Raw genomic sequence first — 21,975 nt, 5'->3', positions numbered from 1 at the left:
TTACGCCGCTCCCTGCTTGCTCAGAGTGGATTCTACTAGTTGAATACCTCGCACAACATCAAGTGCACTGCGCACGCCATCCTCGTGGAAGCCGTTGTACCAATAAGCACCGCAAAACCAAGTGCGAGACATGCCGTTGATTTCTTCTCGTCTGGATTGCGCTTCAATGGATTGCTGGTTGAACACCGGATGATGGTACTCGAAGCGCTTCAATATTTTGCTTTCATCTATCTGCTCACTGCTGTTGAGTGACACACAAAAAGTTTGTGGTGCCTGAATGTGCTGCAAAATGTTCATGTTATATGTCAGGGTCGGTGCTCGCGAATGCTCTGCTTGACTACCATCTAACCAATAGTTCCACGACGCCCATGCGGCTTTGCGTTTGGGCAATAGACTCTCGTCAGTATGAAGCACCACTTCATTCGCTTGATAAGCCAGATTGGATAACACAGCGTCTTCTTGGGCACTAGCGTCACCAAGTAAGCGCAAGGCTTGGTCGCTATGACAGGCAAATATGACTTGGTCAAAACGTTCACTATGCCCTTTCAGCTGCACAATGACCCCTGCCTGATCACGAACAACCGACTCAACGGGCGTGTTTAAACGGATGTTATCGATAAACCCTTGAGTTAAGGGTTTAATGTAAGCACGTGAGCCGCCGTTAATCACATACCACTGAGGTCGGTTGGTAACATCAAGCAAACCATGATTGAGAAAGAAGCGAGCAAAAAATGCTAATGGAAACGCCCTCATGTCAGCCAAGGTCGAAGACCATATTGCAGCGCCCATAGGCAAGATATAATTATCACAAAAATAATCACTGAAGCGATTTGAGGTGAGAAAGTCACCTAAGGTCGTCTTTGACGCACTTGGCTGTGTGGCAAACTGTTTCACCTGCTTGTTAAAACGTAGAATCTCAAATATGAATGAATAGAATTGAGGGTTAATCCAGTTACGTTTTTGGGCGAACAAGGTGGAGAGAGTGTGGCCGTTGTATTCCAGGCCATTGCTGTCGTTTCTGACACTAAAGCTCATTTGACTTGGCGTGCCTTGCACACCAATCTCGTCCATCAAGGCAATAAAGTTTGGGTAAGTACGATCGTTATAAACGATAAATCCGGTGTCGACAGCATAAGACTGGCCTTCGACTTCAACATCCACGGTCGCGGTGTGACCACCAATATAGTCATTTGCTTCGAATAAAGTGACATCATGTTCTTTATGCAAGTAGTAACCACATGTTAACCCTGAAATACCAGTACCGATAATTGCTATTTTCATGATGAAACTCCTATCCTTGTGCAAGTAATTTGGCTGTCAGAGCGTTTTGCCACCGGTATGGCAATACACCAATCAGGCGTAGAATTGAGGTAAATCTTTTCGGGAAATAGATATGACTTTTTCCAGCGGCCAATCCGTCACGGATCTCTTTCGAGGCGCGCTCAGGTGAGATCAGCATCGGCATTTGGAAGGTGTTTTTGTCGGTTAACGGCGTTTTGACAAATCCTGGGTATATAATGGAAACCTCAACTCCACTCGGCTTGAGATCCAGTTGCAGTGCCCGAGCTAAATAGCTAACCGCAGCTTTAGAGGCACCATAAGCTTCGGCACGTGGCAGAGCAACTTCACTAGCGATAGAGCCAACGATGGCTAAACGCTGACCTGAAGAAAAATAGCGCTGACATGCGGCTATCGCATTACTCAAGCCAATAACATTAATGTCAAATACACGCTTGATTAACTCAGCATCTAGCTTGCCGTCGTCTACATATTCACAGTCACCAGCATTTAAGATCCACAAATCCGGTGTGACTGCTAGCTCACTCAAAGCATCATGTGTCGCGGCTAAGTCTGTAAGGTCAAACGCCAGTGGCGTAACGTTGTTATGCTCAGCGACAAGTTTTTCTAAACGCTGTCTGTTTCTTCCACACGCATAAACATGAACATTTGATTGTGCGTAGTCTCTTGCCAACTGTAGCCCTATTCCAGAAGTCGCCCCTGTTATCAATACCGTGTTCATTTACCGAGCCTCTGTTTAATGGTTTTGATGACAGAGCCCAGCAATGGCAAGTTTTCGTAGAGCATCTCTCCTAAATCAAAATAATCTCTGTGGTAGATGACCTTTCCTTGAGAAAACTTCAAATGGCTGACTCCGTTTACGGAAATCATCTCTCCTTTCGACAATCGCGGATGCTCAAGTACCATTTGCCAAGTGAGAAAACCTCCATCTGCCACTTGCTGATGCTCAATGATATTAAATTCACAACGCGTTACGTTGGTGTAAAGCGTCTCGAAATAGCGCTCTAACTCGCTCCAGCCCTCAAGCCTATGCGCGGCATCTTCAAACACCACATCTTGGTGGTACACGCCAGACAGCAGGTGAAGGTTCGACTTGTTTAATTGCTGGTAAACTGCGCCAACACTTTGCACATCCATTTCCACACCTCACATAAGTTGTACTATTATTATTTTTGTACAATATTTATACCTTAGATGATTTTCAAAAGTTATACAAATATTTTATTGTATAAGTTTTTGTATAGCTTGTACGTGAAAGTAGGGATAACAGATCAAAAAAAGGCTTGGTTATAAACCAAGCCTTTTCAAATAATTAGAATTGTTTATTACGAATTACGTAATGCAGAAATACGTTTATCAAGTGGTGGGTGGCTCATCAGCAGCTCTGTCATAGAACGCTTACCATTGATACCAAACGCCATCATAGAGCCTTCTAGTTGAGACTCGTGACTCACTTTGAGGCGCTCCAGAGCCGCAATCATCTTATGCTTACCAACCAGTTGCGCGGCACCAGCGTCAGCATGGAATTCACGATGGCGGCTGTACCACATGGTGATAAAACTTGCTAAGAAGCCAAACACCAGTTCAAGTACCATACTGACACCGAAGTAAACCATCATATTGCTGCCACCTTCCTCTTCGTTGTCGTTTGATGCCACAATATTGGCAATAAAGCGAGAAAGGAAGATAACGAATGTGTTTACAACACCTTGCATCAAGGTCATGGTCACCATGTCGCCGTTAGCAATATGACTCACTTCGTGAGCAAGTACTGCCTCAGCTTCATCGCGAGTCATATTGTGTAGCAAACCCGTAGACACAGCGACTAAAGAGTCATCTCGCTTTGCACCTGTGGCAAATGCGTTGATGTCTGCTGAATCGTAGATAGCGACCGTTGGCATACCAATCCCAACTTGCTCAGATTGACGACGAACCGTTTCTAATAGCCAATGCTCCGTCTCGTTGCGCGGACTCTCGATTACCTTACCGCCAACAGAGCGCAGTGCCATACCTTTTGACATCATCAACGAGATAAATGAACCGCCGAAACCAAACACCGCCGCCATAACAAGCAAACCGGACAAACTACCTGGTTGCATGCCCGTTGCAGCATAGACAATATTGAGTACAACACTTAACACCAGAACAACAGCTAAGTTGGTTGCAAGAAATAACATGACTCGCTTCATTACTTTTCTCCAAAAAACGGAAGCATTTTATTATATTCTCTAAGATTGGCTCTTAAAGCTTTTCTTTACTTATTAGATATAGTCTATCCCCTTTAATTACAAGGTTAAGAAGTAAATTGAAACATTTGATTTCGAGAATGTTAGCAGCAAGAGAAGGTTTAAGATCAATTCGTTACAATAAGGGTAAACAAGACAAAGCTCATCACCTAGATTGTCTTAGACTTTGGTCGTATTGTTACTCACTTCAAACCTGTTAGATTGTCTGCAGACTAAATACCCATGTAACAAGGGACCGCAATCATGGTTGAAACTAGCAACTATCAAATGGCTATTGATCTGTTGTGTTGCCACCTTGGCATCTCTGAGGAAGAGGCTAAACAGCAGCTCGGAATCTCGGTTGAAGATCAAACTCAAAAACGCATTATTGAAACTCAAAGCGCGCTGATGGGTTTAAACCAAGAAAGATAATATAGAGATAGATTGAAATAAGGCTGCCGTTTGGCAGCCTTTTGCATTTTAGTATTCTAGTAACGGAGAGACATCAATATATTTGGCTAAATCTTTACGCTTAACCTTAGGTACATAAGGAATTTCACCTAACTTTGGCGCATCAATTTTGCTTTCTAACATTGCAATGATATCAGCATAATGCTCAGTACCAGGGTTGACGCGATTTGCAACCCAACCAATCACTTCTAGACCATCCGCTTTGATAGCGTCAAGCGTGAGCATCGCATGACTCAAACAACCAAGTTTAATACCGACCACAAGTACCACTGGCAGCTTCTCTTGTTGAACCCAGCTCGATAGGCACTCGTGTTCTGACACAGGAACTCGCCAGCCGCCCGCGCCCTCAACCAGAACGATATCCGAATGCTGCTTGTGTTGCGCTAGCTTGTCGCTCAACACTTGATACTCAATCGTGATGTTTTCACGACGCGCCGCAATATGAGGAGACGCTGGTAGCGCCAATGCATATGGATTGACGTTGTCATAAGCGACATCAACTGTCGCCGCTTCTTGTAGATATAAAGCGTCTGAATTACGAAAACCATGTTCCGTTTTTTCACTGCCCGCGGCTACAGGTTTGTAACCAATCGTTTTTAAATCCTTTTCTGCTAGCGCATTTAAGATCGCTTTTGAAGCGACCGTTTTTCCAACATCGGTATCCGTACCCGCAATAAAAAATGCATCAATCATAGATTAATAACCCCTAAACAGACCTGATATGTTGCAGGTAGAAGACCCTGATGATTTCGAAAGGTAAGGTACTCATGTTCAACTTTAAGAAGTGAACGACGACTTGTCAGCCCCGTAGAACGGCCGTTAACATGGGTCGCTCCGATGCCTTTTAAATCACGCATAAGGGCAAAAGCTGTCTGGTACCAAACCTTGATAGGCGCTAAGTCTAGTTGATGGGACTGGCAATCAGATTGCGCTAACGCAATGTTTATCTGATTGATTGAGACAAACTCGTTGACGTGTTGATGTGAGTCAATTTTTCGCCACGCTTGCTTTAACTCGTAGAGCGACCCGTCGATTAATGTCGAAAAATACGCGCTCCCTTTCGCTTTCACTACGCGCTTTATCTCTTTTAACGGAACGCTCAGGTCATCACACCACTGCAGCGCGAGACTAGAAAATACATAGTCGAATTGATGGTTGTCAAACGGCAAACACTCTGCGTCCCCTTGTTGGTATAGCACTCGTTGATTGCCACAACGAGATTTAGCGGCTGCAAGCATTTGAGCGGAAAGATCACAGCAAACTACCAAGGCCCCACGTTTCAGTAACTCCGCTGAGAAATAACCGGTACCACAACCAAGATCTAGCACAGTTTTACCACTAAGGTCTGCAGGCATCATGTCGAGTAGTCTATGACCGACATCGCGCTGAAATGCAGCATGCTGATCGTAGGTTGCGGCCGCGCGGCTAAAAGCGTTCGCCACTGCAGATTTATCCACACCTTCTCGTGTCTCTAGCTGTACAGCTTGATTCATCGCTTATATTCCTTTCACTGCTTGCTTAAGAGCATTGGCGAGTTTGATGATATTGTGCTTATCGTGATTGGCCGTCAGCGTGATCCTAAGCCGTGCACCACCTTGAGGTACCGTTGGCGGACGAATAGCCGTAGTCCAAAACCCTTGTTGCCGTAACATATTAGACACATCAAGTGCACGCTGAGACGTAGCCAACATAAAGGGTTTGATTGGGGTTTGCGTCTTGGTGAAACCGTCAACCTCGCTAAGCTGTTCATAATAACACTGGGAGAGTTCCACTAAGTGCTCTCGTCGCCAATGCTGAGTCTGAATCATCTGCGCTGCTTTGGTGAGTGCTACCGCTTGAGAAGGAGGTAGCGCTGTTGAATAGACATGATGCTTCGCGAACTGGGTAAGATAATCTCCCATGGACTCACTGCACAAAATGGCAGCGCCAGATAATCCGAATGCTTTGCCAAAGGTGACAATCAGCATTTCTGGTTTAATACCAGCGAATGCGCAGCTACCTTTTCCATCCTCTCCTAATACCCCAATGCCATGAGCGTCATCAACTGCTAACCAACCCTTGTTATGCGTAACCGCTTTGATCTGCTTAAGAGGCGAAAGATCGCCATCCATACTGAACACCCCTTCAGTAACCACAAGCGCGTTCTCAATCAACAAAGTTTCTAAATGACCGACATCATTATGCTTAAATCGTTTCATCCGAGCCGGAGACAAGTTTCCGGCTTCGATTAAAGAAGCATGATTTAATCGGTCTTGTAGCAGTAAGTCGTGTTTATTTAATAACGAAAATAGCAGCGCTTGATTGGCCGAAAAGCCAGAGCCAAACAAAACTGCACGCCCAAAGCCCAACCAGTTACATAGCGTCTCTTCCAGCTTTTGGTGAGCAGAGCTAAACCCCGTCACCAAAGGCGACGCCCCACTGCCATTGCCATACTGGTCTAACCCTTTCTGCCATGCTTGGGTTAACTCTCTATCTGTCGCAAGCCCTAGATAGTCATTGCTCGAAAAGTTGAGGTATGTTTCACCATTGTAAATAATGTCAGTTGCACCACTGGGCTGCATACAGTGAAGAGTACGAGTCAAACCCTGTATTTTACGCTCATAAAGCGCTGCTTGGATGCGCTCATTAAACACTGGCATCGTAGAATAGGTCGTCTTGAGTTGGTCTTGCGGCTACACGCTCTACAACGCGATCGAGCAGATCGTTCTCTTCAATCTCATCAGGCTTTTGCGAGACTTGCTGACTATTAATTCCCAGCTTAGCAAACAACTGCATGTCTTTGTCTTCCGCGGGATTAGGCGTAGTTAACAGCTTACAACCATAAAATATTGAGTTGGCCCCAGCCATAAAACATAGCGCTTGCATTTGCTCGTTCATATTCTCTCGCCCGGCAGATAGGCGCACAGCGGACTTCGGCATCATGATGCGAGCAATTGCGATTAGGCGGATAAAATCAAAAGGTTCAACATCCTCCACATTTTCAAGTGGCGTTCCTTTCACTTTAACCAACATATTAATCGGTACGCTTTCAGGGTGAGTGGGAAGGTTAGCAAGCTCTATCAATAAGCCCGCTCGGTCGTTGGCACTTTCTCCCATGCCGATAATACCGCCTGAGCAGATTTTCATTCCTGCATCACGCACGTGTGACAAGGTATCGAGACGATCTTGATAGGTACGTGTAGTGATGATATTGCCGTAAAATTCCGGCGACGTGTCCAAATTATGGTTGTAATAGTCTAATCCAGCATCCGCGAGTGACTTGGCTTGCTCAGACGTTAACATTCCCAACGTCATACACGTTTCTAATCCCATGCCTTTTACGCCCTTGATCATTTCTGTCAAGTGCGGCATATCTCGCTGTTTTGGATTTTTCCACGCAGCGCCCATACAGAAACGGGTTGAACCTGCATTTTTGGCCTTTTGCGCCGCATCGAGCACGCGCTCTACTTCCATCAAGCGCTCTTTCTCAATGTCTGTTGTATAACGGGCGCTTTGCGGGCAGTACTTACAATCTTCAGGGCAAGCGCCGGTTTTAATCGAAAGCAGGGTACTGACCTGGACATGGTTGTGCTGCTGATGTTGACGATGAACCAGTTGCGCTTCGAACACTAGGTCCATGAATGGCTTATCCATAAGGTCGCGAACTTGCTGTGCAGTCCAGTTATGACGTACTTCCACGTGCTTTCCTTTGATTATTATTGGTTTGATGACTTGGCTAGTCTACCGACTAAAGGTAGACTGTCAACAATACAAAAATAACAAGGTTTACATTTGATTATTAAGCAATCAAATCATTTCTAGGACTCGATATGGATCTCGCTTTCGATCGCCGTCATATATGGCATCCTTATACTTCTACGATAACACCTCTGACCTGCTACCCAGTTACATCTGCATCTGGGGTGATGTTACACCTGGAGGATGGGAAGCAGCTTGTCGATGGTATGTCATCTTGGTGGTCTGCTATTCACGGTTATAATCACCCTACTCTCAATACGGCCGCACATGATCAAATCGATCAAGTGGCACATGTCATGTTTGGTGGAATCACTCATGCACCCGCTATCAATCTATGTAAAAAACTGCTCTCTTTAGTACCGAGTAATTTACAGCATGTTTTCCTCGCGGATTCCGGTTCTGTTGCCGTTGAAGTGAGTTTAAAGATGGCACTGCAGTACTGGCACGCAAAAGGGGAATTTAGACCAAAATTTCTTACCCTGCGCGATGGCTATCACGGTGACACCTTTGCTGCCATGTCAGTCACCGACCCTGATAACTCAATGCACTACCTGTATAAAGGCTTTCTTCCACAGCATATCTTTGCGAAATCCCCCACAACAGGTTACTGGCAAGAGTGGGATGAAAGCGATCTTGACGATTTCCGCGATAAAATAACTCTGCATCATCAAGAAATAGCAGCGGTTATTTTGGAGCCGATTGTTCAAGGAGCTGGTGGAATGCGTATTTACCACCCTAACTTTCTCAAAGGGGTGAGAAAGCTGTGCGATCAATTTGGGATCTTGCTTATTCTCGATGAAATTGCGACCGGATTTGGCCGAACAGGCAAGATGTTCGCTTGTGAACATGCAGAGATTCAACCTGATGTTCTGTGTGTGGGGAAAGCGCTAACCAGCGGTTACATGACCTTGTCTGCGACGCTTGCGTCAAGTGAAGTGGCCAATACTGTTTGTGGTGGTGAAGCCGGTTGTTTTATGCACGGCCCTACTTTTATGGGCAATCCACTCGCATGCGCTGTCGCAGCAGCGAGTATGGCGTTATTAGAAACCAACCAATGGCAAACGCAAGTTAAGCAAATAGAACAGCTATTTTCCCAACTGCTTCCAAAGTTAAAACAATACCCTATCGTGCAAGACGTTCGATGGCTAGGTGCGATAGGTGTAGTGGAGACAACTACGGCTGTGAATATGGAAACCATCCAAGCCCACTTCGTTGAACAAGGGGTGTGGATACGTCCGTTTGGCAAACTTATCTATATGATGCCGCCTTATATTAGCGAGCCAGAACATATTGAAAAGCTAGTAGGTGCAATAGAAAGCGCTTTGGAGTGCGAAGATTATTTTAATTATTAAAGTCAGTTCCTAGTCCCTTACTATTCTAGGAACTAGGAACTAGGAACTAGGAACTAGGAACTAGCAAATTATTCTTGATCAATCATCCAACGGCGGAATTCTTTGCGCTCTTCTTTCGATGATTTTAGATACCAAGCTTTTAGCTGTTCAACATTGCTTGAAGCAACAGGCTTAGCTGGAGACGTTTTTTCAACTTTACTTGCTGTTGATGTAACAGCAGTGCTTGTAGTCGCTGCTGCGATAGCTTGAGCTTCTACTGGCTTGCTAATTAGCTTGCCACCTTCAAAGAAAATTCCTTTTGACTGGTTGTATTCTGCAACTAGCTTATCCATGGCAAGGTAAGGAAACAACTTGCCGTCTGATGGCAACATTTCTTGATGATACTCAAGCGGCTCACCATCTTGGACAAGTTTCCATTCAGGTCTCTGTGATTTGAAAGCATTGGTAGCTTCTTGAGCACTTCTCGCTACAGGGGTATCAATTGTAATTTCTTCACCAGTAACAACAAAAGAAAGGACAAAAGGATTAGAAGTAAACACTTTAGCTGAGTTACCACGGCCTAATTTTTTATCCATCTTAACAACTAACTGCACATCACCTTGAGGTAGTTGCTGGCGTCCAATCTTTGATTCTGCTTTTTGCTCATTAACATAAAGGATAGACAAGCCTTTTTCCGGAATGATTACTGCAGCACCCACTGAAAAAGAAAACAGTGCGAAAAGCGTAAGAATCCATTTCATAATTAACATCTCTTAAATTCTGCGATCACGAGTTTAATTCTAACAGCAGCTTAACTAGGTTAAAAGCCAATAAGCTATTGTTATAAAAATAAAAAGCCACCCAAATGGGTGGCTTATTTTAGTATTCAAAAGTCTTCAATTAGAATGAAGCTTTAATACCAACACCGTAACCTAGGTCAGTGTTAGCTTTGTCGTTGTCACCAATTTCTACGTAAACTGTAGTGTTAGGTGCGATACCGTAACCCGCGTTTAGGAACCATTGGTCAAAATCAGTACCAGCTGCTGCAGTGCTGTAGTCAGTTGTGCTGAAGCCACCAGCGAATGTAACTTTGTTCCAAGTGTAATCTGCAGCTACAGCTAGAGTATTAACATCAGTAGAAGAACCACCGAATGGCTTAGAATCTACGTTGTAGTAACCTAATTCTAGGTTTAGGTTTTCGATACCAGCGTAACGTACTTCACCAGCGATTAGAGTATCTTCTTTGTTAAGAGCATTAGAATCGCTGTCAACACCTTTAAGCTCAGTATCACCGTACAGTACTGTGAAGTCGAAACCTGCCACACGGTAACCTACTTTAGCGTCAACGTAATGACCGTCTACACCGATTGCGCCGTCATCGTGCTTGTCTTGGATTAGACCTAGGCCAGCGTAGAAAGAACCGTTGTCGTAGTCGTAACGTACTGCTTCGTCACCACCGAAGCCAGCATCGGTAAAGAACGAGTTAACACCGAAAATGTAGTCAGCACCGATACCAGCATCATCAAGAATAGTATCTAGTTTACCAACTTTAAGTGTACCGTATGCATTGTGGTAGAAACCAAAGTAAACGTTACCTACAGAAGTATTGCCTACAGCACGGTCACCGTCATCACCAGAGAACTCAAAATAAGCACCAACTTGGAAATCGTCGTTTACAGCGTAACGAGTGTCGAAGCCGAAGTCAGCGTCGTCGATTTCTTGTTTAGTGATTTGGTCAACACCGATATCTTTCAGGTAACGTATTTCCACATCACCAGATAAGTTAACAGTCACACCGTCTTGGTTGTATAGTTCGATAGCTTGAGCAGACGTTGCTGCCATAAGTACTGAAAGAGCTACTAGAGTCTTTTTCATAATAATCCACTGCCTTTTCTATAGAATGGGAATTCCTTGTCCGGTTCCCTTTATGTTTTTTGATGATGATTCCAATCTCTTTATGGTCGGATATCATCGCCACTAAATGCGAGGTCTAGATTGCAAAAGATTATGCGGCGTGTCAAATGTTCTAAAAAGCAATACTAAAAATACATAAAATATATAATTATCAGCATGTTACATTTTTACAAGCTTAAATTTCGAGCAACTTCATACATTGCGCGTCTATTGGGGCGTGTTTTTTATCACAACCAAAAACAAAATTTTCCTCTAATTTATAATAAAAAAACCAACCAATACAGGATATTGAACCATCAATAAAGAAGCTTTGGCGTGATATATTTTTTACAATTGGAATTAAATCTAAGTCACTGAAGGTTCAGTTTTTTTTTGTGAACAAGATCCACATTTAATTAATAAGGATTCTATTTCGTGAACTAAGTAGTATTTAGAGAACTGTGCTATGATGCGATACCCGCAATATAGGTCACAGTATGCTAACCAGTAAAATCCAACTATCCATCCGCACTAGTTATCAAAACTTACAATCTCAGCTAGAAAACTTTGTGCCTCGTCGAGCGCAAAACTATCTTGTTGCGGAAATAGCAAAAACGCTATGTGGTGAATATCACAGATCTACCCGGATGATTGTTGCGGAAGCAGGGACTGGAATTGGTAAATCGCTTTCCTATTTAATGGCAACCATTCCAGTTGCGGTACTCAATAATCGCAAAGTCGTCATTTCTACCGCAACCGTCGCACTTCAAGAACAACTGGTGAGTAAAGATCTACCTCTATATAGAAGGCTCACTGACCGGGAATTTTCCTTTATTTTGGCTAAAGGTCGCCAACGTTATTGCTGCGCAGAGAAGCTCGCCTCAGCCAGTGGTGTTGATGGTGGCCAGCTCGCGATGTTTGAGAGTAAACCGAAGAAGAAAGATGTCGAGTTATTAGAAACCATGTACAAATCACTCGCACAGGGGAAGTGGGATGGCGATCGTGATAGTTGGCCAAAACCAATAAAGGATGAGCTGTGGCAACTGATTGTTAGTGACAAGCATAGCTGTAATCTTAGTATGCCAGCCCATCGTAACTGCCCTTTTCAGAAAGCGCGCTCAGAGCTAGATAAAGCTGATGTCATCATCGCCAATCACAGTTTAGTCATGGCCGATGCTGATTTAGGCGGAGGCATTATTCTCCCTGAGCCTGAAAACACTATTTATGTGTTCGATGAAGCGCACCATTTACCCCACGTGGCACGCGATCACTCATCAGCGGCAGCGAGCCTTAAAGGTGCATCCAGTTGGTTAGAGAAACTCAATCAAGCGGTAACAAAGTTTGCCAGTATGACCGATGAAAAAAGAGTCGCTCGATTCCGCAATGAACTGCAGGATTCGGTACAGCAACTTGTTCCATCACTAAATCAGTTAGCCACTCGTTTTGACCCCGCTCATTTTGAAGAAAATATTTATCGTTTCGAGAATGGCGAACTGCCGAGTTGGCTGGATGAAGAAGCAAAGGAACTAAAAAAGCTCTCCTCTAAAGGCGCTCAAGCGGTTGCGAAAATCGCCGACCTCATTGCAGAAAGAGTAAAGGATGGCGAGCTATCCAATCGCCTCGCCGAGCCTGCCTTGGCTGAGTTTGGTTTTTATATCCAACGTATGGATAACCTCGCCCAAGTCTGGAAGCTAATGGCTGAACCGCTAAGAGATAAAGGAGCACCACTGGCACGTTGGTTGGAAGTTAGCCCAGATCGGGAAGGAGATTTTGTCGTCAACGTATCGCCCCTTGAAGTGGGCTGGCAGCTGGATCAACAGCTATGGAGTCGTTGCGTCGGCGCCGTATTGACGTCAGCAACGCTGCGCGCACTCAACTCATTTAGCTTTTTCTGTCGTCAAGCGGGTATCAGTGAAAAGCCAGGTGACGGTGTTAAATTTCTTGCGCTGGCCTCGCCATTTGACTACCAGAATCAAGCAGAGCTCCATGTACCCAAAATGAGCTGCGAGCCGTCAGCGCCGCAATTTACGGAGCTACTGATCGAGAAACTACCCGAGATAGTAGAAGCCAACAAAGCAAACCTAGTGCTGTTTTCTTCTTATTGGCAGATGAATCAAGTCGCAGACGCGCTCTCAACAGATTTTGTAAAAAGAGGCTGGGCGCTGCAAATTCAGGGGCAGGAGTCGCGCTCAGAAATCCTAAAAAAACATAAAGCATTAGTTCAATGCCAGAAAACAAGTATTCTGTTTGGTACTGGCAGCTTTTCGGAGGGTTTAGACTTACCTGGCGACTTATTAGAGAACTTAGTTATCACTAAGATTCCATTCTCTGTCCCAACCTCACCCGTTGAGCAAGCACATGCAGAGTATATTGAAAGCCGGGGCGGCAATCCGTTTATGCAAATTACTGTACCGGAAGCGAGTAAAAAGTTGATTCAGTCTGTCGGGCGTCTGCTGCGTAAAGAACGAGATTCTGGTAAAGTCTACATTCTTGACCGACGCATCGTAACCAAGCGCTATGGCAGTGCATTGCTTGACTCATTGCCACCATTTAAACGCATTATCGAATAATTAAGGTCTATAGACCTGGACCTTTATAATAAAAGTAGAATAACTATATGGAATTTTTTGAGCCAACCATGCTGTTGGTGTTGGCACTTGTCGCCTTCTTAGCTGGATTTATTGATGCGGTCGCAGGCGGTGGCGGAATGTTAACGGTTCCAGCTTTGCTTTCTTTGGGGTTGCCGCCACATATAGCTCTTGGCACCAACAAATTAGCCGCGACATTTGCATCGTCTACGGCGGCTTTTACCTACTATCGAAAAAAGTTGTTTAAACCTCAATGCTGGGGACGCGCGTTTGCTGCCACGTTAACTGGTGCAATTATCGGTACTCTGGTCGTCGACTTGATCAGTACCCAATGGCTTGAAAAGATTTTACCGCTTATTATTCTCGCTGCTGCTATTTATACTGTCTGGCATAAAACACCCGCCAATGTCCACAATGAATCACCACAGCCCTGCCCTACGCTACACAAAAAACAGTATGCGCAAGGGCTGACGCTTGGGTTCTACGATGGTGTTGCTGGGCCGGGGACCGGAGCTTTTTGGACCGTTAGCTCTATGGCGTTGTACCGGCTTAACATTTTGCTTGCCTCTGGGCTTGCCAAGGCGATGAACTTCACCAGCAACTTTACCTCGTTAATTACTTTTGCAATTCTTGGTCATATTGACTGGTTGCTAGGCTTAACCATGGGGGTCTGCTTAATGGCAGGCGCTTTCGTTGGTGCCCACTCTGCAATTCGATTTGGCGCAAAATTTATTCGCCCGGTATTTGTCACCGTCGTCAGTATTCTCGCGGTCAAGCTCGCTTACCAAGCTTGGTTCGTTAATCTTTAGGCTTCACATGAGTATAGTTAAACAGCTACAACCGACCTTGGAACAACTGGCCGTCAATGCTGCAGCTCTGGATCGCCAACGTGGTGAACACCACCTGCCACTGTTTGATGAGCGACTGTTCCAATGTAGAGCTAAGCTATTAGTGCCCTGTGTCAAAGAGATTCAAGCAACCTTAGATAGTATTATCAGAGAAGAGAACGCCGGTAAGCTGACGCCAATGCGCGCAGAATATTTAACCGAGCGGCTGTTAGCCCAGATCAGTGCTATTAAACGCGAATTAGCAACGACGACTATCCGCAAACATGAGCCAAAGCACAGCAGTTATTACAGAAAACCCATCAATGAACTATATCAGCACCTCGCGCAACATCAGGAATGGGAACGACGTTTAATGGAAATGGTACGAGACAAAGAGCTTGCTCTTCAGTACGCCCCTCCCTTCCAACAGCAGTCTGCCCAACAATCGCTCATTGCCACCGAGCAAAGATTGAAACGCTGCCAAGAAGCCAAACTTAAGATTGAAAAACAGATAACTTATAGAGAGAGAAATCAGTGATGTCTTGTTCTAACTCTGGATTAGATAACGCCCCAGACGAAATTAAACTCGCCGTTGATTTGATCTACCTATTAGAAAGCAACGAGGTTGATCCTCAAGTGGCATTGGAAGCGATTAAGATTGTTCAAGCCGATCTAGAGCGGAAGCTGGGGAACCCATGTACCAATTAACTTTCGATTTACCTCAGTTTCTCGCTCAATATTGGCATAAACAACCAACCATCATCAAAAACGGTATTCATGATTTCATCGACCCAATATCCCCTGATGAACTGGCGGGATTGGCAATGGAGGAAGAGATTGATTCACGCCTGATCTCCAATCAAGACAATCGATGGCGCGCAAAGCATGGACCATTCACCGAATCTCAGTTCGAGTCATTGGGGGAATCGCACTGGCAACTGGTAGTACAAGCCTGTAACCACTGGCACTTAGGTGCTGCGGAACTTCTTGAGCCTTTCAAGCGTTTACCTAACTGGTTACTAGACGATCTCATGGTTTGCTTCTCAGCCCCCGAAGGTGGTGTTGGGCCACATATCGATCAATACGATGTCTTTATCATTCAAGGTAGTGGCAAACGTCATTGGCGAGTAGGTAACAAAGATGTCGGTCAGTATACTGAAACCATTCAAGGAGGCGCACTGAGGCAGATTGAAGGTTTCGACTCGATTATTGATGAAATCCTTGAACCCGGAGATATTCTCTACATACCACCGGGGTTTCCTCATGAGGGTCATACCCTTGAACCTAGTATGAGCTACTCCATCGGTTTTCGTTCGCCAAAAGAGCAAGAGTTGCTGAGCAATTTCGCTGACTATGTATTGGCACATGAGATAGGTGACGTTCATCTACACAACCCTGATATGAGAACGCAAAATGCTCACGGAGAAATCCTTTCGAGCGATACGACTCTACTCACGCAGATGCTAAAAAAAGCGCTAAATTCAGATCGGGACATTGAAAAACTTCTTGGTGCCATGCTGAGTCAATCTCGCCACCAGCTCGATATCATTGAGCCTGAAGAGCCAATCCAACCGATAGAGATTTACCAACATTTAGACGCTAATGGCACAATACGTAAAGTCTCAGGGCTCAAAGCGCTCTATCACCAAAACGTAACGAACGTTGCCTATATAAATGGCGATAGATTTCGTATCGCTCAGCCTTGGCTACTCAATGCCGTCTGCAATAGAGAAACCATCGATATCCAAACGTTACCACAGTTCGACGACCAATCAGCGCTCAACTTGCTGACAGAACTCGTCAATAAGGGGTATTGGTACCTAGACTAGCGATCATCGGCAATTAAAAAGGCTTCGCATACAACGAAGCCTTTTTTAGTTTTTGTTTAACGTCCGTTGGTTTAAACCTTAAATTGATTGACCAATTGCTGCTGTTTGTCAGACAAATCACCAATTTGAGCACTCACTAATTCGGACTCCTCTGCCTGACTCAAAATCTGGGCACTCAAATCGCGAATATTACTAACGCTTTGGTTCACTTCAGCCGATACCGATTGCTGCTCTTCGGCCGCTTTAACAATCTGCGAGTTCATGTCGTTAATTGACGCGATGGCTGCGAAGATCTGGCTTAGTTCTGTTGCTGCATTTTGCACTTGGGTAGCCGAGTCGTTCGCCAAATCGTTACCATCTTGAATCGCTTGAACCACGTCACGCGTACCGTTTTGTACGTTTTCGATCACTTGCCTAATTTCGCCGACTGACTCTTGAGTCCGACTAGCGAGATTGCGAACCTCATCTGCAACGACAGCAAAGCCGCGTCCTTGATCTCCCGCTCTTGCCGCTTCAATGGCTGCATTTAACGCAAGTAAGTTTGTTTGCTCCGAAATACCCTCAATTACTGCCAAAATCTCGGTGATGTTGGCGTTGTTCGCGGCAAGCTCTTCGACAACAGGTACTGCAGCCGTCATGCGCTCGACTAATCTCATCATCTCCTGCTGAGATCTCTCAATCACTTGCTGACCTGACGCAGCAGCTTCGTTGGCTTTTTCAGCCTCTCTCACCGCAACTTCTGCATTTTGAACTACCAACCCAGCGGTCTGAGTCATCTCTTCTGAAGCCGTTGCCACCAAATCGACCTCTCTAAACTGAGAGTCACTACTGGTTCGAGTTTGTTGCGCCGCAACGCGAGATTGCTCAATAGTGGTGCCCACTTGATTTGTTGTATCAATCACTTCGCTAATGATGGACTGCAATTTATCCAAGAAGCCATTGAAGCCTACCGCTAACTTTCCTATTTCATCTTTAGATGTTACTTCCAAGCGCTGAGTCAGATCGCCTTCACCCGAAGCGATATCTTCTAAGCGGGCAACGACTTCCCGGATCGGTTTGACCAAGCGAGAAGCTGAAATCGCGATAGTGGCTAGCCCCAATATGACTAAGACAACACCTGCAATCAGTTCAGTGGTCACACTTGCCTCAACTTGCTGGCTTATAGTGGCATCAAGCGCTTCCGCATCCGCCAGTACGCTTGAGCGCGGCAAGTCAAACAATATGCCCCATGTCTGGTTAGCTACCATAATAGGAGCAAAAACAGTCAGCCACTGCCCGTTGTCACTCCATTGGGTCTCGACGACTTGGCCAAATAACAGATCGGTTAGCTGCTCAGAGGAAACAATTTCACTCGAAAACGCTTGTCCTACCTGACTTGACGGGTTGTCACTCGCAATCAAGGTACCATCTAAACTAATCAAATTGACATTGCCGCTACCTGAGAAAAGCTGCTGGTCAGAATTTACGACAATCGAAGCTAGGTTATCTAGTCGGAGGTCAATACCAAAAAAACCAATCGCTGTGTCTTCAACAATCAGAGGAATAGAAATAGAGCTAGTAAGAAATGCTCCGCCATCTTGATTTACGATTCGCGGCGTGGTGATACACGCTTCTTTTGCAGCCAATGGACAATAAAAACGCTCACTATTGACTTCATCTTTCAGCACAGTTTCAGAAAGCACGTTGGCGACCACATTCTCGCCATTTTGCGCTGTCATCCAGTAGGGAGCAAAACGGCCAGTCTCATTTGATCCTACATATTCAGCCCCAACATAGTTGCTGTCTTCGCTATCGAGCATATCGGGTTCGAACACCAAATAAGCGCCTTGGACACTAGCAAAATTGATAACGGCTCGACGAACCATCTCATCTAGTGCAGTGCGTAACTCTTCACTATCGCCAAAATTTTCTTCGCTCAAATTCTTCTGAAATATCACACTAGATGCCAGCATTTCTGCTCGATACAAAGATTCACTGAGGAACTCAGAAACCTGAGTCGCGTTGAGTAAGGCGCGTGTTTCAACAATCTGCTCAGATTTATCAATAACAGAATTAGAACTCTGCTGTTTGATCTGATGCTGATTAGAAATCGCGTTATAAACGGAGAATCCGATCAACGATAGAGAGGTGACAAGTAAGCAAATACCCGCAAGAAGTGTAATTTTCCACTGCACAGATAACGTTCGCATAATACATCCTTTTAGCAAACTCGGTGTTTTTGAATTAACGTAGGTATCAGTGAATTACAACATAAATAAAGTAGATATCAATCGAAAGTTTAAAAAATTGTTACTAACGCGAGATAACCACGCGCCCATACTTACCTCAGCACTTCAATCTATTCAAATGCTCCAGCGCTACACGAAAGAATGTTACGCTAGGTATACCAACCAGTCTCGCATTCTAAAATGAGTTGGGTATAGTATTAGGCAATCTAAATACCAACAGCCAAAATCAAGGAATTGAAATGAAAGTCATCTCTTTCAATATCAACGGTCTTCGTGCCCGCCTTCATCAACTACAAGCCGTGATCGATAAGCATCAACCGGATGTGATTGGTTTGCAAGAAATCAAAGTGCACGATGAAGCTTTCCCCATCGAAGATGTTGAAGCCATGGGTTACAAGGTCTACTTCCATGGCCAGAAGGCGCACTATGGCGTCGCTATGTTGTGTAAGAAAGAACCCATTTCGGTTCAAAAAGGCTTTCCAACCGATAACGAAGATCATCAAAAGCGTATGATCATGGTGACGTTAGAGGATGACAACGGTGAAAAAGTTACGGTATTAAATGGCTACTTCCCTCAAGGCGATAATATTGCTCACGAGACCAAATATCCTTATAAGCGCCAGTTCTATAAAGATCTGATGAGCTATTTGAATGAACATCATAATAACGATGAGCAGCTCATAGTGATGGGGGATATCAATATCAGCCCTATCGATGCAGATATCGGTATTGGAGAGCCAAACCGTAAACGTTGGTTGAAAACAGGTAAATGTTCTTTCCAACCGGAAGAACGTGAATGGTTGAAAACACTGCTTGATTGGGGCTTTGTCGATACCTTCCGTCAACTTCACCCAGAGGTTAACGATCGTTTTTCATGGTTTGATTACCGCTCTCGTGGCTTCGACGACAACCGTGGACTACGTATCGACGTGGTGCTGGCAACGCCAAAACTGGCTGAGAAGTGTGTTGAGTCAGATATCGATTACGAACTTCGTGGTATTGAAAAGCCCTCTGACCACGCACCGATTTGGTCAACGTTTAAGTAAAAATCAAGACGGACAAACCGAACAGTCTTTTAGACACAAAAAATCCGGCGTTTTAACGCCGGATTTTTGTTATCAACTTAATAGCGCAACTTAAATTGCGACAAAATCAGTTTCGATCTCTGGATTGACGTCTGCTTCGTAATCTACGCCTTCAACGCCAAAGCCAAATAGCTTCAAGAACTCTTCTTTATACTCAACGTAATCGGTAAGTTCTTTCAGGTTCTCAGAGGTAATTTGAGGCCATAGATCGCGGCAATGTTGCTGGATATCTTCACGCAATTCCCAGTCATCTAAACGCAGGCGGTTCTTGTCATCCACTTCAGGTGCACTGCCATCTTCTTTGTAAAGGCGCTGACTGAACATACGGTAGATTTGCTCCATACAACCTTCGTGTACGCCTTCTTCACGCATCTTCTTGAACACCATTGCGATATAAAGTGGCATAACAGGAATAGCAGAGCTTGCTTGAGTGACAACAGACTTTAGTACGGCAACATTTGCGCTACCGCCAGTTGCAGAAAGCTTTTCATTAAGTGCTGCTGCTGCGCGATCTAGATCCATCTTCGCACGGCCTAGCGCACCATCCCAGTAGATTGGCCAAGTCAGCTCTGTACCAATGTAGCTGTATGCCACCGTCTTACAACCGTCAGCCAATACACCAGCATCAGAGAGAGCATTGATCCAAAGTTCCCAATCTTCACCACCCATAACGGTAACAGTGTCTTTGATTTCTTCTTCAGTTGCTGGCTCGACACTTGCTTCGATGATAACGTCTTTGTTGGTATCAACCGCTGTTGATGTGTAAGTTTCACCGATTGGTTTCAGAGATGAACGGATTAACTCACCCGTGTCTGGCAACTTACGTACAGGAGAAGCTAGGGAATAAACCACCATATCGATTTGACCGAGATCTTGCTTAATTAGGTCAATTGTTTTTTGTTTCGCTTCGTTTGAGAAAGCATCACCGTTTAGGCTTTTCGCATATAGGCCTTCTTCACGCGCAAGCTTTTCAAAAGCAACTGAGTTGTAAAAACCTGCTGTGCCCGGTTTTTTCTCTGTGCCTTCTTTTTCAAAGAAAACACCGATAGTTGAAGCGCCGCCACCAAATGCCGCAGCGATACGAGAAGAGAGACCGTAGCCACTTGAAGCACCAACAACAAGCACACGCTTAGGGGCATCTTTGATTGGGCCTTGTGCTTTTGTGTAAGCAATTTGTTCTTTTACATTAGCTTCACAGCCCACTGGATGTGTTGTGGTACAGATAAATCCACGGATTCTAGGTTTGATGATCATATTCAACTTCCTTTAAAAAACCCCGCTAGGATAAAAGGTTCACCTCGAGATCGCATCTAATTTCTGTAAAAATGTCGCGAAAATGCAAGTGGTTGGAGCTGTTACCTTATTATTCAGCTATAACTAATTTGATTCAATGACAACGAAAAGGATAGCAGTTTAATGAATAATACTCGAAGACGGTTACTCGCCGGGTTATCGCTACTGCCCATTGCTTCATTGGCCCGTATCAGTACTGCCGAAGAAATCGATGACATTCCGGAATGTGAATCGGGCTCATTAGAGAATTCGGAATGGCAAGTTGTGTGGGACGAGACAAGTGTTCTACTTTTCCCTATTGAAGGTTCGGCCTTAATGGGATTAAAACAAGGAGCTAAGGCCTGGAAAACAACCATAGATGAAGATGGGCTTGAGCATAATGTTTTGGCCAATAGAGACGACGTTTTAGAGACAAGATTTGTTAACGAGCATAGTGGCAATTACGAACTCAGTATTTTCGTTCCAGACACTTTCACCTATAACGGTACTCGCTACCAGTTTAATAACAATAAACACGCCTGGTTCTCTGCGTCACAAGGAGAAGAGCCAATCGAAATCTCCCCGTGGATTGGGGTCGTGTTCATAAACGGGTCAAAACCAGATTTTACATTACAACCCGACAGGAGTTCAGGTTACCCCAAATTCACAATATCTCTCAGCAAAAGTGAGTTTGAATCTTTTTGGCGTACTCGTGAGAAAAAATTTGGAGTCCACTTTGTCGTAAACAATATATTGTTAGCAAGTCGCACGTATAGAAATACAGGCGCTAAGAAAATGTTCGAACAAGCAACTAACAAACACTTGATACAAGCGCGTAGACGACAAAACAATGAATGTATGGAAAGCGGTTGTTTCTTAACCACGGCAGCATGCGAATATATTGGCTTGGAGGACAACTGTTGGGAACTTACGACGTTGAGACAATACCGAGATGGTTTTTTAATGAATACGCCAAATGGGAAAAAGCTCGTCGAACAATATTATGTCATTGCTCCCACTATTGTGGACAAGCTTAAACATCACTCATCACGTAAGCGTATTTATCTGACTATGTACTGGCAATATATTGTCCCGTGTAGCTTATTGATCAAGCTAGGCCTAAACAATATAGCGCTTGGTCTATATAAAAAGCTGGTTCGGTATGCCCAACATGTATAAAAACCTCGAG

Annotated in this window: 21 protein-coding genes; 9 read left to right on the top strand and 12 right to left on the bottom strand. The window is 44.7% G+C overall.

Annotation, left to right across the window (positions count from 1 at the left end):
• The 4 genes from TW81_RS09385 to htpX all read right to left on the bottom strand — a co-directional run bounded on the left by TW81_RS09385 (window position 1) and on the right by htpX (window position 3,488).
• Window positions 1–1,281, bottom strand: coding sequence for an NAD(P)/FAD-dependent oxidoreductase (locus tag TW81_RS09385; RefSeq protein WP_045955450.1), 1,281 nt, complete (start codon window positions 1,279–1,281; stop codon window positions 1–3).
• Window positions 1,282–1,291: 10 nt separating this feature from the next.
• Window positions 1,292–2,020 (bottom strand): SDR family NAD(P)-dependent oxidoreductase, encoded by a 729-nt coding sequence (locus tag TW81_RS09380; RefSeq protein WP_045955449.1) that lies wholly within the window; start codon window positions 2,018–2,020, stop codon window positions 1,292–1,294.
• A complete protein-coding gene (locus tag TW81_RS09375) occupies window positions 2,017–2,436 on the bottom strand; it encodes a nuclear transport factor 2 family protein (protein WP_045955448.1) in 420 nt (139 codons plus the stop codon). The genes TW81_RS09380 and TW81_RS09375 overlap by 4 nt, the downstream gene beginning before the upstream one ends.
• A 188-nt stretch (window positions 2,437–2,624) precedes the next feature.
• Window positions 2,625–3,488 carry a protease HtpX gene (htpX, locus tag TW81_RS09370; RefSeq protein WP_045955447.1) on the bottom strand — a complete coding sequence of 288 codons (864 nt, stop codon included), beginning with the start codon at window positions 3,486–3,488 and terminating at the stop codon, window positions 2,625–2,627.
• A 300-nt stretch (window positions 3,489–3,788) separates the two neighbouring features.
• Here htpX and TW81_RS19425 point away from each other — a divergent pair, with 300 nt between their 5' ends.
• Window positions 3,789–3,956: a hypothetical protein gene (locus tag TW81_RS19425; protein WP_204243996.1), complete on the top strand. Its 168-nt coding sequence runs from the start codon at window positions 3,789–3,791 to the stop codon at window positions 3,954–3,956.
• 48 nt (window positions 3,957–4,004) lie between these two features.
• Here TW81_RS19425 and bioD read toward each other — a convergent pair whose 3' ends face one another.
• Genes bioD through bioB form a run of 4 tightly spaced genes read right to left on the bottom strand, consistent with a single transcriptional unit; the run spans window position 4,005 to window position 7,673 of the window.
• Window positions 4,005–4,688, bottom strand: a complete 684-nt coding sequence (bioD, locus tag TW81_RS09365) for a dethiobiotin synthase (RefSeq protein WP_045955446.1) — start codon at window positions 4,686–4,688, stop codon at window positions 4,005–4,007.
• On the bottom strand, window positions 4,685–5,488 hold the full coding sequence (gene bioC / locus TW81_RS09360) for a malonyl-ACP O-methyltransferase BioC (RefSeq protein WP_045955445.1): 804 nt from the start codon (window positions 5,486–5,488) through the stop codon (window positions 4,685–4,687). Before bioC ends, bioD begins: the two co-directional genes overlap by 4 nt.
• Window positions 5,489–5,491: 3 nt before the next feature.
• A complete protein-coding gene (bioF, locus tag TW81_RS09355) occupies window positions 5,492–6,634 on the bottom strand; it encodes an 8-amino-7-oxononanoate synthase (protein WP_045955444.1) in 1,143 nt (380 codons plus the stop codon).
• Complete coding sequence (bioB, locus tag TW81_RS09350; protein ID WP_045955443.1) at window positions 6,621–7,673, bottom strand: biotin synthase BioB; 1,053 nt, start codon at window positions 7,671–7,673, stop codon at window positions 6,621–6,623. Before bioB ends, bioF begins: the two co-directional genes overlap by 14 nt.
• A 131-nt stretch (window positions 7,674–7,804) precedes the next feature.
• Here bioB and bioA point away from each other — a divergent pair, with 131 nt between their 5' ends.
• The gene (bioA, locus tag TW81_RS09345) at window positions 7,805–9,085 is read left to right on the top strand and encodes an adenosylmethionine--8-amino-7-oxononanoate transaminase (protein ID WP_045955442.1); all 1,281 of its coding nucleotides are present in this window, start codon (window positions 7,805–7,807) and stop codon (window positions 9,083–9,085) included.
• 68 nt (window positions 9,086–9,153) lie between these two features.
• Here bioA and TW81_RS09340 read toward each other — a convergent pair whose 3' ends face one another.
• Window positions 9,154–9,825 carry a DUF2057 family protein gene (locus TW81_RS09340; RefSeq protein WP_045955441.1) on the bottom strand — a complete coding sequence of 224 codons (672 nt, stop codon included), beginning with the start codon at window positions 9,823–9,825 and terminating at the stop codon, window positions 9,154–9,156.
• 139 nt (window positions 9,826–9,964) lie between these two features.
• Window positions 9,965–10,939 (bottom strand): porin, encoded by a 975-nt coding sequence (locus TW81_RS09335; protein ID WP_045955440.1) that lies wholly within the window; start codon window positions 10,937–10,939, stop codon window positions 9,965–9,967.
• Window positions 10,940–11,454: 515 nt separating this feature from the next.
• On the opposite strand from TW81_RS09335, the gene dinG reads away from it, so the two are divergent.
• From dinG to TW81_RS09310, 5 genes are read left to right on the top strand one after another with little or no spacing between them, the layout of a single operon-like run.
• A complete protein-coding gene (gene dinG / locus TW81_RS09330; protein WP_045955439.1) occupies window positions 11,455–13,527 on the top strand; it encodes an ATP-dependent DNA helicase DinG in 2,073 nt (690 codons plus the stop codon).
• 47 nt (window positions 13,528–13,574) lie between these two features.
• Window positions 13,575–14,354 carry a sulfite exporter TauE/SafE family protein gene (locus tag TW81_RS09325; protein WP_045955438.1) on the top strand — a complete coding sequence of 260 codons (780 nt, stop codon included), beginning with the start codon at window positions 13,575–13,577 and terminating at the stop codon, window positions 14,352–14,354.
• 7 nt (window positions 14,355–14,361) lie between these two features.
• A complete protein-coding gene (locus TW81_RS09320; RefSeq protein ID WP_045955437.1) occupies window positions 14,362–14,910 on the top strand; it encodes a primosomal replication protein in 549 nt (182 codons plus the stop codon).
• On the top strand, window positions 14,910–15,080 hold the full coding sequence (gene rsmS / locus TW81_RS09315) for a pleiotropic regulatory protein RsmS (RefSeq protein ID WP_045955436.1): 171 nt from the start codon (window positions 14,910–14,912) through the stop codon (window positions 15,078–15,080). The genes TW81_RS09320 and rsmS overlap by 1 nt, the downstream gene beginning before the upstream one ends.
• On the top strand, window positions 15,068–16,201 hold the full coding sequence (locus tag TW81_RS09310; protein ID WP_045955435.1) for a ribosomal protein uL16 3-hydroxylase: 1,134 nt from the start codon (window positions 15,068–15,070) through the stop codon (window positions 16,199–16,201). The genes rsmS and TW81_RS09310 overlap by 13 nt, the downstream gene beginning before the upstream one ends.
• A 71-nt stretch (window positions 16,202–16,272) precedes the next feature.
• On the opposite strand, the gene TW81_RS09305 is transcribed toward TW81_RS09310, so the two are convergent.
• Entirely contained in the window at window positions 16,273–18,390 is a 2,118-nt protein-coding gene (locus TW81_RS09305; RefSeq protein WP_045955434.1) for a methyl-accepting chemotaxis protein, read from the bottom strand.
• 278 nt (window positions 18,391–18,668) lie between these two features.
• Here TW81_RS09305 and xthA point away from each other — a divergent pair, with 278 nt between their 5' ends.
• The gene (gene xthA / locus TW81_RS09300) at window positions 18,669–19,475 is read left to right on the top strand and encodes an exodeoxyribonuclease III (RefSeq protein WP_045955433.1); all 807 of its coding nucleotides are present in this window, start codon (window positions 18,669–18,671) and stop codon (window positions 19,473–19,475) included.
• Between the two features lie 90 nt (window positions 19,476–19,565).
• Here the strand turns inward: xthA and fabV are convergent, their stop codons facing one another.
• A complete protein-coding gene (fabV, locus tag TW81_RS09295; RefSeq protein WP_045955432.1) occupies window positions 19,566–20,768 on the bottom strand; it encodes an enoyl-ACP reductase FabV in 1,203 nt (400 codons plus the stop codon).
• 162 nt (window positions 20,769–20,930) lie between these two features.
• On the opposite strand from fabV, the gene TW81_RS18840 reads away from it, so the two are divergent.
• Window positions 20,931–21,965 (top strand): CFI-box-CTERM domain-containing protein, encoded by a 1,035-nt coding sequence (locus TW81_RS18840; protein WP_052706166.1) that lies wholly within the window; start codon window positions 20,931–20,933, stop codon window positions 21,963–21,965.
• Window positions 21,966–21,975 lie beyond the last annotated feature (10 nt).

Origin of the sequence: Vibrio galatheae (genome assembly GCF_000967545.1) — a bacterium.
GTDB lineage: Bacteria > Pseudomonadota > Gammaproteobacteria > Enterobacterales > Vibrionaceae > Vibrio > Vibrio galatheae.
The sequence above is the reverse complement of the archived record's forward strand: the minus strand, read 5'-3'. Positions and strand labels throughout refer to the sequence as shown.

Excerpts from the sequence above, each read along its gene's own strand:
- TW81_RS09385 (WP_045955450.1), bottom strand. The coding sequence starts at position 1,281 with ATGAAAATAGCAATTATCGGTACTGGTATTTCAGGGTTAACATGTGGT.
- TW81_RS09380 (WP_045955449.1), bottom strand. The coding sequence starts at position 2,020 with ATGAACACGGTATTGATAACAGGGGCGACTTCTGGAATAGGGCTACAG.
- TW81_RS09375 (WP_045955448.1), bottom strand. The coding sequence starts at position 2,436 with ATGGATGTGCAAAGTGTTGGCGCAGTTTACCAGCAATTAAACAAGTCG.
- htpX (WP_045955447.1), bottom strand. The coding sequence starts at position 3,488 with ATGAAGCGAGTCATGTTATTTCTTGCAACCAACTTAGCTGTTGTTCTG.
- TW81_RS19425 (WP_204243996.1), top strand. The coding sequence starts at position 3,789 with ATGGTTGAAACTAGCAACTATCAAATGGCTATTGATCTGTTGTGTTGC.
- bioD (WP_045955446.1), bottom strand. The coding sequence starts at position 4,688 with ATGATTGATGCATTTTTTATTGCGGGTACGGATACCGATGTTGGAAAA.
- bioC (WP_045955445.1), bottom strand. The coding sequence starts at position 5,488 with ATGAATCAAGCTGTACAGCTAGAGACACGAGAAGGTGTGGATAAATCT.
- bioF (WP_045955444.1), bottom strand. The coding sequence starts at position 6,634 with ATGCCAGTGTTTAATGAGCGCATCCAAGCAGCGCTTTATGAGCGTAAA.
- bioA (WP_045955442.1), top strand. The coding sequence starts at position 7,805 with ATGGATCTCGCTTTCGATCGCCGTCATATATGGCATCCTTATACTTCT.
- TW81_RS09340 (WP_045955441.1), bottom strand. The coding sequence starts at position 9,825 with ATGAAATGGATTCTTACGCTTTTCGCACTGTTTTCTTTTTCAGTGGGT.
- TW81_RS09335 (WP_045955440.1), bottom strand. The coding sequence starts at position 10,939 with ATGAAAAAGACTCTAGTAGCTCTTTCAGTACTTATGGCAGCAACGTCT.
- dinG (WP_045955439.1), top strand. The coding sequence starts at position 11,455 with ATGCTAACCAGTAAAATCCAACTATCCATCCGCACTAGTTATCAAAAC.
- TW81_RS09325 (WP_045955438.1), top strand. The coding sequence starts at position 13,575 with ATGGAATTTTTTGAGCCAACCATGCTGTTGGTGTTGGCACTTGTCGCC.
- TW81_RS09320 (WP_045955437.1), top strand. The coding sequence starts at position 14,362 with ATGAGTATAGTTAAACAGCTACAACCGACCTTGGAACAACTGGCCGTC.
- rsmS (WP_045955436.1), top strand. The coding sequence starts at position 14,910 with ATGTCTTGTTCTAACTCTGGATTAGATAACGCCCCAGACGAAATTAAA.
- TW81_RS09310 (WP_045955435.1), top strand. The coding sequence starts at position 15,068 with ATGTACCAATTAACTTTCGATTTACCTCAGTTTCTCGCTCAATATTGG.
- TW81_RS09305 (WP_045955434.1), bottom strand. The coding sequence starts at position 18,390 with ATGCGAACGTTATCTGTGCAGTGGAAAATTACACTTCTTGCGGGTATT.
- xthA (WP_045955433.1), top strand. The coding sequence starts at position 18,669 with ATGAAAGTCATCTCTTTCAATATCAACGGTCTTCGTGCCCGCCTTCAT.
- fabV (WP_045955432.1), bottom strand. The coding sequence starts at position 20,768 with ATGATCATCAAACCTAGAATCCGTGGATTTATCTGTACCACAACACAT.
- TW81_RS18840 (WP_052706166.1), top strand. The coding sequence starts at position 20,931 with ATGAATAATACTCGAAGACGGTTACTCGCCGGGTTATCGCTACTGCCC.